General features: G+C 37.9%; 12 protein-coding genes. All 12 read left to right on the forward strand.

Annotation, left to right across the window (positions count from 1 at the left end; genetic code table 11):
* Nucleotides 1-31: 31 nt before the first annotated feature.
* The 12 genes from AC2CGN_RS00415 to sigE all read left to right on the forward strand — a co-directional run bounded on the left by AC2CGN_RS00415 (nucleotide 32) and on the right by sigE (nucleotide 12,949).
* Entirely contained in the window at nucleotides 32-1,948 is a 1,917-nt protein-coding gene (locus tag AC2CGN_RS00415; RefSeq protein ID WP_484511540.1) for a stage V sporulation protein D, read from the forward strand.
* Nucleotides 1,949-2,073: 125 nt separating this feature from the next.
* A complete protein-coding gene (gene mraY, locus AC2CGN_RS00420) occupies nucleotides 2,074-3,048 on the forward strand; it encodes a phospho-N-acetylmuramoyl-pentapeptide-transferase (protein ID WP_283871070.1) in 975 nt (324 codons plus the stop codon).
* Nucleotides 3,045-4,397, forward strand: coding sequence for a UDP-N-acetylmuramoyl-L-alanine--D-glutamate ligase (gene murD / locus AC2CGN_RS00425; RefSeq protein ID WP_429984501.1), 1,353 nt, complete (start codon nucleotides 3,045-3,047; stop codon nucleotides 4,395-4,397). The genes mraY and murD overlap by 4 nt, the downstream gene beginning before the upstream one ends.
* Nucleotides 4,398-4,434: 37 nt before the next feature.
* On the forward strand, nucleotides 4,435-5,514 hold the full coding sequence (locus AC2CGN_RS00430) for an FtsW/RodA/SpoVE family cell cycle protein (RefSeq protein WP_286926140.1): 1,080 nt from the start codon (nucleotides 4,435-4,437) through the stop codon (nucleotides 5,512-5,514).
* 21 nt (nucleotides 5,515-5,535) lie between these two features.
* A complete protein-coding gene (locus tag AC2CGN_RS00435) occupies nucleotides 5,536-6,369 on the forward strand; it encodes a cell division protein FtsQ/DivIB (RefSeq protein ID WP_429984502.1) in 834 nt (277 codons plus the stop codon).
* Nucleotides 6,347-7,075: a DUF881 domain-containing protein gene (locus tag AC2CGN_RS00440; RefSeq protein WP_429986664.1), complete on the forward strand. Its 729-nt coding sequence runs from the start codon at nucleotides 6,347-6,349 to the stop codon at nucleotides 7,073-7,075. The genes AC2CGN_RS00435 and AC2CGN_RS00440 overlap by 23 nt, the downstream gene beginning before the upstream one ends.
* 113 nt (nucleotides 7,076-7,188) lie before the next feature.
* A complete protein-coding gene (locus tag AC2CGN_RS00445) occupies nucleotides 7,189-7,908 on the forward strand; it encodes a DUF881 domain-containing protein (protein WP_429984503.1) in 720 nt (239 codons plus the stop codon).
* Between the two features lie 3 nt (nucleotides 7,909-7,911).
* Entirely contained in the window at nucleotides 7,912-8,283 is a 372-nt protein-coding gene (locus AC2CGN_RS00450) for a small basic family protein (protein ID WP_286926143.1), read from the forward strand.
* 95 nt (nucleotides 8,284-8,378) lie between these two features.
* Nucleotides 8,379-9,662 carry a cell division protein FtsA gene (gene ftsA, locus AC2CGN_RS00455; protein ID WP_286926144.1) on the forward strand — a complete coding sequence of 428 codons (1,284 nt, stop codon included), beginning with the start codon at nucleotides 8,379-8,381 and terminating at the stop codon, nucleotides 9,660-9,662.
* A gap of 389 nt (nucleotides 9,663-10,051) precedes the next feature.
* A complete protein-coding gene (ftsZ, locus tag AC2CGN_RS00460; protein WP_283871077.1) occupies nucleotides 10,052-11,209 on the forward strand; it encodes a cell division protein FtsZ in 1,158 nt (385 codons plus the stop codon).
* A 185-nt stretch (nucleotides 11,210-11,394) separates the two neighbouring features.
* Nucleotides 11,395-12,228 (forward strand): sigma-E processing peptidase SpoIIGA, encoded by an 834-nt coding sequence (locus tag AC2CGN_RS00465; protein ID WP_283871078.1) that lies wholly within the window; start codon nucleotides 11,395-11,397, stop codon nucleotides 12,226-12,228.
* Nucleotides 12,229-12,241: 13 nt separating this feature from the next.
* Nucleotides 12,242-12,949, forward strand: coding sequence for an RNA polymerase sporulation sigma factor SigE (sigE, locus tag AC2CGN_RS00470; protein ID WP_053594633.1), 708 nt, complete (start codon nucleotides 12,242-12,244; stop codon nucleotides 12,947-12,949).
* Nucleotides 12,950-13,009 lie beyond the last annotated feature (60 nt).

A 13,009-nucleotide genomic window follows, 5' to 3' on the forward strand; every position in this document is an offset into this window, starting at 1 on the left:
ATACGTTGTAAAAAACAAGGTGTGATGTCGAATGAAGTGGATTTCTATCCATTCTAAAAAACGTTTACGTATTTTATATGTATTATTTATGTGTGTTGCAGTAGCCATTGTCATTAGATTGTTCTTCTTACAGGTACTAGATCAAAAAGAGCTGACAAAGAAGGCAGAAGAGAATTGGGACCGAGAAATTCCCTTTGCAAATGAACGTGGTCACATAACAGATCGTGATGGGCAAAGTATTGTCACAAATAAGCTTGCCCCTACTCTTTATTTCATGCCTTCTCAAAGCAAAGATATTGAAGGGGCTGCTGCGAAGATAGCACAGGTGCTCGATGTTGATGAACAAAAGCTATTGGAGAAAATGAAGAAGAAAGAATATTTAGTGAAGTTGGCACCGGAAGGAAAAAATATTCCCTATGAAAAAGCGGTGCAGCTACAAGGGATGCAAATCGAAGGCTTATATAGTGGGGTCGATTATGCAAGGGATTACCCATACGGCACAATGCTCTCACGATTTTTAGGTTTTACAGGCTATGATGCCCAAGGGTTAGCAGGCATTGAATATGAATATGATAAACTACTCCAAGCTAATTCCTCTGCCATTCGCCTTTTTACAGACGCCAAGGGCAATAACTTACCAAATGTTGCAAGTGCTTGGAAGCCGGGAGAAGATGGAGCAACGATTGAGCTTTCAATTGATGTAGATGTGCAACAGGTCGTGGAGCGTGAATTATCTCAGGCTATGGAGCGTTATGAGGCTGACCAAGCGTTAGCTATTGCAATGAATCCCAACAATGGCGAGATTTTAGCATTAGCCTCCTATCCAACCTTCCATCCTGCAGAATATCAAATTGTTGAACCTGCTATCTATAATCGGAATTTACCTGTATGGATGACCTATGAGCCTGGATCAACGTTCAAAATTATTACCTTGAGTGCAGCACTAGAAGAGAATTTAGTGGATTTAGAACATGATACGTTCTATGACCCAGGCTATACAATGGTTGCTGGCGCTAGATTGCGTTGCTGGAATCGTGGTGGGCATGGTCATGAAACATTCCTTGAAGTTGTAGAGAATTCATGTAACCCGGGATTCATAGAATTAGGACAAAGACTTGGCAGTGAAAGATTACTACAATATATTAAGGATTTTGGTTTTGGTCAAAAGACAGGGTCTAACATTGCAGGTGAAGCCTCGGGAATATTATTTTCTAAAGAAGCCTTTGGACCTGTGGAGCAGGCTACAACTTCTTTCGGCCAAGGGGTGGCTGTTACACCTATTCAACAAGTACAGGCAGTTGCCGCAGCTATAAATGGAGGTAAGCTTTATACGCCATATGTTGTGAAGAAAATTTTTAATCCAAATACTGGGGAAGTGATCAAAGAGACTGAACCAGAAGTTAAGAAACAGGTTATTCGTGAGGAGACATCTGCCAAGGTTCGAGGTGCATTAGAATCAGTTGTAGCAAAGGGCTCTGGACGACAGGCCTACCGAGATGGCTTACGTATTGGGGGGAAAACGGGAACAGCACAGAAAGTAGAGAATGGGCGTTATAAAAGCGGTGAATATATCGTTTCTTTTATCGGCTTTGCTCCAGCGGATAATCCACAGATTGTCGTGTATGTAGCGGTGGATAACCCAAAGAAAACAACTCAATTTGGTGGTGTTGTTGCAGCTCCGATTGTTGGTCAGATTATTGAAGATGTTGCACCTTTTGTTGGCATTGAAAAATCGAAGGAACAGCTTGAAAAGGATTATCGTTGGGGTGATCCAATCACTGTGAAGGTACCAAGCTTTATTGGTCAAACGAAGGATGATATTGCGAAGCAGCATTATCCATTCCGTATTGAATGGCATGGTGAAGGAACTAAAATTGGTAATCAATTGCCTGAAGTGGATAGTGTTATCAAACAAGATGGCACAATTCATTTATATTTGGAGAACTAATATAACTTTACCTTTAAAAAATGGGAGAGAACCACTATTATTATGAAGGGTAGTAATAAATAAATGAAAGTTTATGCTTTTTTCTTGAAGAAGAAAGTGAAACAAGATTTAAAGGAGATTTTTCAATGAAACTCGCAACAACGCTTACCATTTTAGCTCTTGCTTTTATAGTAACAGTTATTCTGGCACCAATTAGTATTCCTCTTCTTCGTCGACTTAAATTCGGTCAAAGTATTCGTGAAGAAGGACCAAAATCACATATGAAAAAAGCAGGTACTCCAACAATGGGGGGCATTATTTTCTTAATTGCTATTATCCTCACTACTGTTGGTGTAGGAAGCTTTTTAGATTTATTTACCACACAAACCATCGTACTGTTGTTAGTATTAGCTGGATTTGGCTTAATCGGCCTACTGGATGACGGCTTAAAGGTTATTTTTAAACGTAACCTTGGTTTAACATCCCTGCAAAAGCTCATTGGTCAAATCGTCATCGCAGTTTTGGCTTATTTCTTACTACATGTTGGATCATTTGATACAACGCTTGCTATACCATTTACAGACTTGACATTTGATTTAGGGATTTTCTATGTAGCCTTTTTAATTTTCTGGTTGGTTGGCTTCTCAAATGCAGTAAATTTAACAGATGGACTAGATGGACTTGTGGCGGGTACAGCTTCTATTGCCTTTGCAGCCTTTGGAGTTATTGCGCTGTTCCAAGATCAAGCTGATATTGCTTTATTTGCATTTGCAGTAACAGGTGCACTATTAGGTTTTCTATTGTTTAATGCAAATCCTGCAAAGGTATTTATGGGAGATACAGGATCATTAGCCTTAGGTGGAGCTTTAGCTATGGTGTCTGTATTGATAAAAGAAGAATTCTTATTGTTATTAGTGGGATTAGTGTTTGTGATTGAAACATTATCCGTTATTTTACAGGTAGGTAGCTTTAAGCTTCGTAAAAAACGTATTTTTAAAATGAGTCCTATCCATCATCATTTTGAATTATCAGGTTGGTCAGAGTGGAAAGTTGTCCTTGTCTTTTGGTCGACCGCTTTAGCAGTAGCATTGATTGCAGTCTTATCGGAGGCGTTCTTATGAAAAATTATACAGATCTACAACATAAAAAGGTACTTGTTTTAGGCCTTGCGAAAAGTGGTGTGGCAGCAGCCGAAATTTTACATGAACTAGGCGCCTTTGTGACGGTCAATGATTCAAAGCCATTTGATGAAAGTCCAGATGCACAGGGTTTATTGCAAAAGGGAATAACAGTTATTTGTGGTCGCCATCCAGAGGACCTACTGGATGAAGGCTTTGAATTAGTGGTAAAAAATCCGGGTATTCCTTATAGCAATAAAATTGTAGCGGATGCCGTTAGCCGAGAAATACCTGTTTGGACGGAAATTGAGCTAGCCTATTTGATAAGCGAAGCACCGTTTATTGGAATTACTGGTTCAAATGGTAAAACAACAACAACAACTTTGATTTTTGACATGCTGAATAATGGTGGTAAAAAGCCACTGATAGCTGGAAACATTGGAACAGTTGCATGTGGCGTTGCAAGAGAAGCTCAGAAAGATAATAATATTGTAACGGAATTATCCTCGTTTCAATTGATGGGGACAAAAACATTCAAACCTAAAATAGCGATACTAACAAATCTTTATGATGCGCATCTTGATTATCATGGAACATTTGACAATTATGCAGAGGCAAAATTCGGTGTTACTCGTAATCAAGATGAGGATGATTATTTTATTTATAATGCAGATCAACCAATTGTTGTGGGCTATGCTGCAAAATCAAAAGGAAATAAGGTTCCATTTAGTTCAAAGGGACGTACAACTGAAGGAATTAGTGCAGATGACACAACGATTTACTGGCAGGGAGAACCATATATGGATCGATCTATCATAGCTTTGCCAGGTAAACATAATTTAGAAAATATTTTAGCAGCAGTAGCAGCATGTATTTTAGTTGGTTGTGATAAAGCTAAAATGGAAGAAATTCTTTCGACATTTGGTGGCGTTCGTCACCGTACACAGTTTGTACGCGAATGGAATGGAAGAAAAATTTATAACGATTCCAAAGCAACAAATTGCTTAGCTACAAAAAGTGCCTTAGATGCATTTCAGGCACCTGTTATTCTTCTAGCAGGAGGCTTAGATCGAGGTCATTCGTTTGAGGAATTACGTCCATGTATGGGGCATGTCAAGGGTGTAGTGGCGTTTGGAGAAACAGGCTTACGCTTTGTAGAATTTGCGAAGTCGTGTGGCGTACAACAAACAATCATTGCACAAAATGTGGAGGACGCTGTACATTATGCGGCACCGATGTCAGCTGAGGGTGATGTTATTCTATTGTCGCCTGCATGTGCAAGTTGGGATCAATATGACAGTTTCGAAATTCGGGGAGATGTTTTTATTGAAGCTGTAATGAAGCTGTCATAAGTCTGTAACTATTTTAGAATATACTTGACTTGGAAGGATGGCAGTACTGAGAGGGAAAGAAAGCTATTTATTGCTCGTCACAACATTGATGCTATCAATAATCGGCATTATTTTCGTCTATTCTGCAGGTACCTATTGGAGTGCCGTTCATTATAGTGGAAAAATGCCGTTTTATATGAAGCAAAGTATGTATTTTGCTGTTGCCATTGTCGTATTTTTAATCACCATTCGATTAAATATTTTAAGAGAGCAATCCTTTTGGAAAATGGCTTATATTTTTTCGTTAATTTTACTGGTCCTTGTACTTATTCCTGGGATTGGACTGGTACGAAATGGCTCGCAAAGCTGGATTGGTGTAGGCCCATTAACCATTCAGCCAGCAGAGCTTACGAAAATTACAGTAATAGTGTACTTGAGTCATATATTAGCACAGCATAAAACCGGTACACCAATTATTAACTGGCGCCATGGATTCGTTCTAGTGTTACCAGTGGTTCTCATTATGCTACAGCCTGACTTTGGCTCAGTATTTATATTAGTGGTCTCAGTCTTTTTATTGTTTTTTGTAGCAGGCTACCCATTAAAACTTTATGGAATGATTATGGTGGCAGGAGTTGCAGGATTAGTAGGATTGATTGCAACAGCACCATATCGATTAACGCGCATTAAAGCATTTCTTGATCCATGGGCGGACCCCTTGGTAAGTGGGTTTCAAGCTGTACAATCATTAATGGCGATTGGACCAGCTGGCATTTTTGGTCATGGTTTTGGACAAAGTAGACAGAAGTTTTTATATTTACCGGAGCCTCAAAATGATTTTATTTATGCCATTATTTTAGAGGAGGTTGGGTTGCTTGGTGGTCTCGTTATTTTAGCATTATTTGTATTAGCGATTTATGCTGGTTATAAATTTGCAGTGCAAGCTAAAACGAGAGCATCCTATTACGCGATTATAGGACTTGTTACAATGCTGACTGTGCAAGCTTTTCTAAATATATCTGTAGTGATTGGCTTAGTTCCTGTAACGGGGGTCACACTGCCTTTTATTAGCTATGGCGGAACATCTTTAGTAACAATGTGGTTAATAATAGGTATTATTTATCAATTAGCGAAATAAATATAAAGGAGGAGTACTTTTTTGGAGAAAGTAATTGATATAGAAGATCGCATACCTACGCTAAAAAAGCGACGAAAAAAGCGTACAAATCGTAAATTTATAGTGCTAATATTACTTTTCTTTATCGTGTTAGCAGTACTCCTTTATTTTCAATCTCCTTACAGTAAAATCAACAAAATTACAGTTAACGGTGCTCGTTTAGCAGATGAACAATATTATTTACAGGCCAGTACTCTGGCTCCTGGAAAGTCGATGTGGGGTTTTAAGGTAAACGATATTGAGAAGTTAATACTTAAGGATAAATGGGTAAAGGAAGCACATGTTAAACGTAACTGGCTACGAGATGTAACAATAGAAATAAAGGAATGGAAAAAAGTTGCATACTTAGCTGGTGATGGCACCTATTATCCTTTACTTGAAAATGGCAAGCGATTTGAGCAAGCTAGTGATGAGGTGCCAATTGATGCCCCTGTTTTTATCGGCATAACTGGTGAAAAAACGATCAACAAGCTTGTGGAGCAATTAGCTAAATTAAAGCCAGAAGTATTAGCCTTAATTTCTCAAGTCAATACAAACAGTAATGAGACAAACCCTAATGCAGTTAGACTTTATATGAATGATGGATATGAAGTACGGGCTGTTATTCAAACTTTAGCTGATAAGTTGAATTATTACCCCTCAATTGTGGCACAAATTAGTAATTTAGAAAAGGGTGTTATTGATTTAGAGGTAGGTTCATATTATCGTCCTTACAATGATGAATATAACAAAATAAGCATTGATGTAAGTGGAAAAGAAGATGAAGAATCGGCTAACCAGGAAGTGAATAATGATGAGCAACAAACAAATGAATAGCAAAGGGAGTTTTTTGTCAAGGAAGCAATTTGAATTGCTAATTGTTTGTATAACAATGGGATTTATTATTGGCTATTCATACAATCAGGCAAAAGATAACCGAAATGCAGGTTCAATTGATTCAGAGCTTTTTGAGCAAGAGGATTCATACCGTGAGGAGTTAATAACCCAGCAAGAACGAAATAAGGTTCTAGCAGAAGAAGCAAATTCGCTGCAAGAAAAAATTCGCAAGTATGAGAAATCATTTGTTGCAGATGAAAAGGCTAACAAAAAGCTTGTTGAAGAAGCAGAGGATTTACGATTATTATTAGGTGACTTACCAGCAGAAGGAAAAGGTATTCGTATAACACTACAAGATGGTGATTATGATCCTAAATCTGCAAATCCTAATGACTATATTGTTCATGAAAGCCATGTGTTTAAATTGCTCAATGAGCTAAAAATTTCTGGTGCACAGGCAATTGCCATCAATGGTCAAAGAGTTCTAGCGAATTCCTATATACGTTGTAATGGACCCGTCATTACGATTGATGGTAAGCAGCATCCTGCGCCATTTATTATTGAGGCTGTCGGTGATTCTCAAACATTGGTGTCCTCATTAAATTTAAATGGTGGTGTGGTGGATCAGTTATTAAATGACAATATTGTTGTGTCATTAGAAGAAAATCAGAAATTAAGTATGACAAAAGTAAAGGTTGAGAGTTAGTTAATCATTTTCAACATTAGCCTCCAGAGAAGTTGCAGATTTTACATGCAATTGCATATTCAAAATCTAAGGCGTTATTTATGGGGGTTACGATACGTCTAGGAGGGGCTATTTTGAAAAAAAATATGTACACCCGAATAACGATCGTGCTATTTATTATCGGTTTGATGATAGCGGTACAGTACAATACTATACAACAACCAGCTGAGCGAGATACACGAGATATTTGGGCCATAAGAGAGGAATTAGCAGAAGAAAAGCAAAGACATTCCACATTATTAGCAGAAATTCGCTCACTCAATGAAGTAGTGGGTCGCTATGAGCAATCTGAAAAAGCAAGTTTACAAGCAGCTTTAGATGAAACATTGAATCGTTTAAAGCTCCAAGCAGGCTTAACTGAAGTCACAGGTCCAGGAGTTGTTATGCGGGTAGAGCCAGCGCAAGAATTAGTGGAAATGGGATATGACATCCAAGAAATTTCACCTGATTTGCTGACTCAACTATTGAATGCTTTGTTTAAAAGCAATGCGGCTAGTGTTTCGATAGATGGAAACCGCGTTGTACATACGACAGCCATTCGAGATATAAATGGAAAAACGACTGTGAATAGTGTAGCACTATCATCACCTTCTTTTGAAATTTATGTTGGGACAAGCTCTTTTAAGGAAGCTCAAAAAATGTACAATTCGTTACAGGCTTCAACATTTATTGATTCCTTTTATTTAGATAATTTTAATTTAGTCATTGAAGAGCCGACTGAACAATTAACAATCCCAGCATTTGATCAGCCATTGACAAATGATTATTTAACAGAGGTGAAAAAAGGAGAATAAAATATGTGGCTACCATTTTTAGGTTTGATATTTGGACTTGCCCTAGGCTTGTTAACAAATATACAAATTCCCTCTATCTATGAAAATTATCTGTCAATAGCAGTTTTAGCAGCTTTAGATACATTATTTGGCGGTATACGTGCTCAACTACAACAAGTTTACGATGATAAAGTTTTTGTGTCGGGCTTCTTTTTTAATATAATTCTTGCTGCAGGTTTAGCCTTTTTAGGTGTGTATTTAGGAATAGATTTATATTTAGCAGCTATTTTCGCTTTCGGAGTACGTTTATTCCAAAATATAGCAATAATTAGGCGTATTTTACTAACTAAGCTAGATGAAAAACGTCACAAAAAGAAGAAATCTTCCACAGAATGAGAGAAAAATTGAGCAAAATACTCGATTTGCTTAGACATTATGCCAAATTTACAATAGAATGAAAATAAGAGCATTTTTCAAGGAGGTGCAGCGAATTGAATCAGCAAGATTTATATATTTCCCTTGATATAGGATCATCCTCTATCAAGGTATTAATAGGTGAAATGAGTGACGGACAATTACATGTAATTGGCGTCGGAAATGTAAAATCGAATGGCGTTCGAAAAGGTGCAATTGTTGATATTGATGCAACAGTTCAATCGATTCGAAAAGCAATCGAACAAGCAGAACGAATGACTGGCTTTCAAATTAATGAAGTCGTTCTGGGTGTTCCAGCTAACCAGACGATGTTACAACTAGTTAAAGGTGTTGTCGCTGTAAATAGTGAAAATAGAGAAATTACAGACGATGATTTAGACAGAGTGGTGGAATCTGCACAAGTCATGTCAATACCTCCTGAACGTGAATTAGTGAATATTATTCCAAGACAATTTATTGTGGACAACTTAGATGAAATTAAAGATCCACGAGGTATGATTGGAATTCGTCTAGAAATGGATGCAACGATGATTACAACTTCAAAAACACTTTTACACAATGTTTTACGTTGTGTAGAGCGGGCAGGGCTAAGTATACGAGAAATATATTTGCAACCGCTAGCAGCAGGCTTTTTTGCGCTTACAGAGGATGAGAAAAACCAAGGGACAGCCTTTGTTGACCTAGGGGGAGGCTCAACTACCATTGCAGTTTTTGAAGAGGGACTGTTAACACATACGGGTGTTATTCCAATTGGCGGTGATCATATTACGAAAGATATTTCAATCGTTTTAAAAACACCAACAGAACAGGCTGAGCAAATTAAACATCAATTTGGACATGCCTTTTATGATGACGCATCAGATGATGAAATCTTCGAAGTACCAATTGTTGGAACAGATTCAACTGATCAATACAGTCAACGCTATATATCCGAAATAATAGGTGCGCGCTTAGAAGAACTTTTTGAGTTAGTGATTGACGAGTTAGCACGTCTTGGTGTTCGTGATTTACCTGGCGGTGTTGTTTTAACGGGTGGTGTTGCAAAGCTTGAAGGTATTGCTCAACTGGCACGTCAGATTTTACAAACCCGTGTTAGAATATATACACCCGATTATATTGGCGTTAGGGAGCCTTCATTTACGACGGCAGTTGGACTTATTCGTTACGCCTATTTAGAAGATGATTTTTACGGAAAAGGTACGAATACGCAACCTATTGAATATGCGGTTGTAGGATCTCCAACAGCCACACCTAAGAAGCAAGAATATGCTTCACCTTCAGAATCAAAAGGAAGCGTAATCGGTAGAGCAAAAAAATTATTTGATAAGTTTTTTGATTAACTTCTTTCAGTAAATCTCTTTTGTAGCGAAAGCAAAGCGTCAGCTACAGAAGTCTCCACCTCTATAGGTAGTGAGATAAATTCGGATTTAAGCTACTTTTCAGCAGATGTCCAAAAAAGAAGTTAATGCCTCCGGCGGATGTCACGGAATCGGAAAGGAGTTCTTAGAGGATTTAGCCTAAAATCATCGCAGCTATGCGATAAAGGCTAACTGACCTGCATCGGTAAAAACGCCACGTCCTGTGGCATTACCGAAATGACCGACATCGTGTCGGCCCTCGTGCAGGCCTAAGCATAAAGCCGATTCCGGACGCAATTATACCGAGGCATAATTGATCTTGAATGCGTAATGAATGATACAGAGTCGAGTTACCGTGGGAGGAAAAAGAAATGTTAGAATTTGATACAAGTGTTGATCAACTTGCAGTAATAAAGGTTATTGGTGTTGGTGGCGGCGGTAACAACGCTGTCAATCGAATGATAGAACATGGTGTACAAGGTGTAGACTTTATCGCAGTAAACACAGATGCACAGGCATTAAATTTATCAAAAGCAGAAGTGAAGCTACAAATTGGAGCAAAACTTACTCGTGGTTTAGGTGCAGGAGCAAATCCTGAGGTAGGAAAAAAAGCTGCCGAAGAAAGCCGTGAACAATTAGAAGAGGTTCTACGTGGAGCGGATATGGTATTTGTAACAGCTGGAATGGGTGGAGGAACTGGTACTGGTGCAGCGCCAGTTATTGCACAAATTGCTCGCGATTTAGGCGCACTTACTGTCGGAGTTGTTACACGACCATTTACGTTTGAGGGTCGTAAGCGACAAACGCAAGCTATCGGCGGTATTGGTGGCATGAAGGAATCTGTGGATACTTTAATCGTTATTCCGAACGACAAACTGCTACAAATTGTCGATAAATCTACGCCAATGTTAGAGGCCTTCCGTGAAGCAGATAATGTTTTACGACAAGGTGTACAAGGTATTTCTGATTTAATTGCTACACCAGGTCTTATTAACTTAGACTTTGCAGATGTAAAAACAATCATGTCTAACAAAGGTTCTGCGTTAATGGGGATTGGTATTGCTACAGGTGAAAATCGTGCTGCAGAAGCAGCGAAGAAAGCTATTTCAAGTCCTTTACTGGAGTCTTCTATTGATGGCGCTAAAGGTGTCCTGATGAATATTACTGGTGGCTCAAACTTAAGCTTATTCGAAGTTCAAGAAGCGGCAGATATTGTAGCTTCAGCATCAGATGAAGAGGTAAATATGATTTTCGGTTCTGTTATTAATGAAAATCTAAAAGATGAAATTATTGTAACTGTAATTGCGACTGGTTTCTCAGAAGAAGCATTACAACAACAGCGCAATACTACAAGACCTTCGTTAAATACAAATAGACAGGCTGTACAGCAACAGCAAGCACCTATTCGCGAACAACGTCAAGACATGCATGTTCAGCAAGAGCAACCTCGACAAAATCAACAACAATATGGTCAAGATGATATGCTAGAGGTACCAGCGTTTTTACGTAATCGTAAAAATCGTGGATAGTATCTTACTTCTTAAAAGCTCGTATTTTACTTATGTAGAATACGAGCTTTTTATATTTGTCTGTAAGTTGTTCAAATGTGTAAGGAAACCATGTATTTTGTCAAAAGATTTTTAGGAAATGATGCGATTGTTTGACAATATTTGTGAGTATAACATGCTAACTTTGTAAGTAGGAGGCGGCTGTTATGTATGGAGAATGGCTGGTGCTCATTAATACGCTATTTAATCTAGCGATACTCACGTTTACGGCAAAAGTAACAGGGGTTTTTGTAAAGAATACAAGATTATTAATGAGTTCGATTTGTAGTAGTTTTGTAGCTGTAATTGGTGGTCAATTGCTGTGGACAACATTGCTGAGCTTTGTTCTATTAATTGGCATAGCTTTTCACTTTAAACTTCGAAGCTTTCAAAAACAAGGGCCAATTGTTTTAACAGCAACAATTATTATTGGAGGGTTGCTTACAGCATTACAACCCTATTTAAAAAATCTTTCTGTTGTCCATTTTATCATTATTTGCCTACTATTAGCTGTTGGTAACCTAGTTGCTTTTTATAAGCAATGGGGATTTGTAAAGCTTGAGCGCTTAAGTGGTCAGTTTGTTTTTGATACAATTTTAACAATTTTTGATGTTACGATACCGCTTTCTGCGTTTGTAGATACGGGAAATCAAGCAATTGAACCACTATCAGGAAAACCAGTTCACTTTGTCTCTTATAAAGCGTTAAAGCCACATTTGCCGATAGCATTTTGCAAATCATTAGTAGAATGGCAAGAAACGGATCCGTATAATGTATCCATGTTTTCAGAAGATTATCAGCGTTTAATACGGTTTATTCATGTCAATACAGTACAACAGCAATCAGTTGTCCTAGGTTTTCGCTTTAATGAGTGGCAAATAAAGGGGGAGCCCCTACAAGTGAAAACAAATGAATATATCGTTTTAACAAAGAAGGCTAAAAATTTTCCACATAGCACAGCAGCAATTTTACATTTTTCAGCGCTTTCAAATAACTCATAGAGGGGGAGAACTATTGCTTCTTAGGCTACTTGCTAGCTTGAAAAAATTATGGAGTAAGTTTCGGAGTCGTGAAACGTACTATATAGGGGGAAATGATTCATTGCCAGTGCCACTAAGTCGAGAAGAAGAAGTTACAGTCATTGCATCCTTTATGAATGGTGATTTACGAGCTAGAGACACACTAATTGAACGTAATTTACGTCTTGTTGTTTACATTGCTAGACGTTTTGATAATACGGGTACGCCGATTGAGGATTTAATCAGTATTGGCTCCATCGGTTTAATTAAGGCAATTGAAACGTTCAATACGGATAAAAATATTAAGCTTGCAACGTATGCTTCACGTTGCATTGAAAATGAAATTCTCATGCATTTACGAAAAACAAGTCGCATGAAAGGTGAAGTTTCGCTAGACGAACCACTTAATTCTGATGCTGATGGCAATGAATTACTATTGTCTGATATTTTAGGCACAGAAGAGCATATTATTTTAGATAATGTAGAAAAGAAAATAGAGCGTCAGCATATGTTTCATGCCATTAATTTACTAGGTGCGCGTGAACGATATATTATGGAATGTCGCTTTGGTCTCAACGGTAAAATTGAAATGACACAAAAAGAAGTTGCAGATCATTTAGGGATTTCACAATCTTATATTTCCCGATTAGAAAAGAAAATTATTCAAGATTTACGTGAAAATTTAAATCAGCCTATATCGTAGGGAGGGAAAATTAACCTACCTAAAATTGGTCGTAGCTTTTGTGCATATTCTCGTTTCTCT

Source organism: Lysinibacillus sp. DFXJR4, from assembly GCF_057196045.1.

Bases quoted from the DNA above. Each gene is read 5' to 3' on its own strand.
- AC2CGN_RS00415 (WP_484511540.1), top strand. From the start codon at position 32: ATGAAGTGGATTTCTATCCATTCTAAAAAACGTTTACGTATTTTATAT.
- mraY (WP_283871070.1), top strand. From the start codon at position 2,074: ATGAAACTCGCAACAACGCTTACCATTTTAGCTCTTGCTTTTATAGTA.
- murD (WP_429984501.1), top strand. From the start codon at position 3,045: ATGAAAAATTATACAGATCTACAACATAAAAAGGTACTTGTTTTAGGC.
- AC2CGN_RS00430 (WP_286926140.1), top strand. From the start codon at position 4,435: ATGGCAGTACTGAGAGGGAAAGAAAGCTATTTATTGCTCGTCACAACA.
- AC2CGN_RS00440 (WP_429986664.1), top strand. From the start codon at position 6,347: ATGAGCAACAAACAAATGAATAGCAAAGGGAGTTTTTTGTCAAGGAAG.
- AC2CGN_RS00450 (WP_286926143.1), top strand. From the start codon at position 7,912: ATGTGGCTACCATTTTTAGGTTTGATATTTGGACTTGCCCTAGGCTTG.
- ftsZ (WP_283871077.1), top strand. From the start codon at position 10,052: ATGTTAGAATTTGATACAAGTGTTGATCAACTTGCAGTAATAAAGGTT.
- AC2CGN_RS00465 (WP_283871078.1), top strand. From the start codon at position 11,395: ATGTATGGAGAATGGCTGGTGCTCATTAATACGCTATTTAATCTAGCG.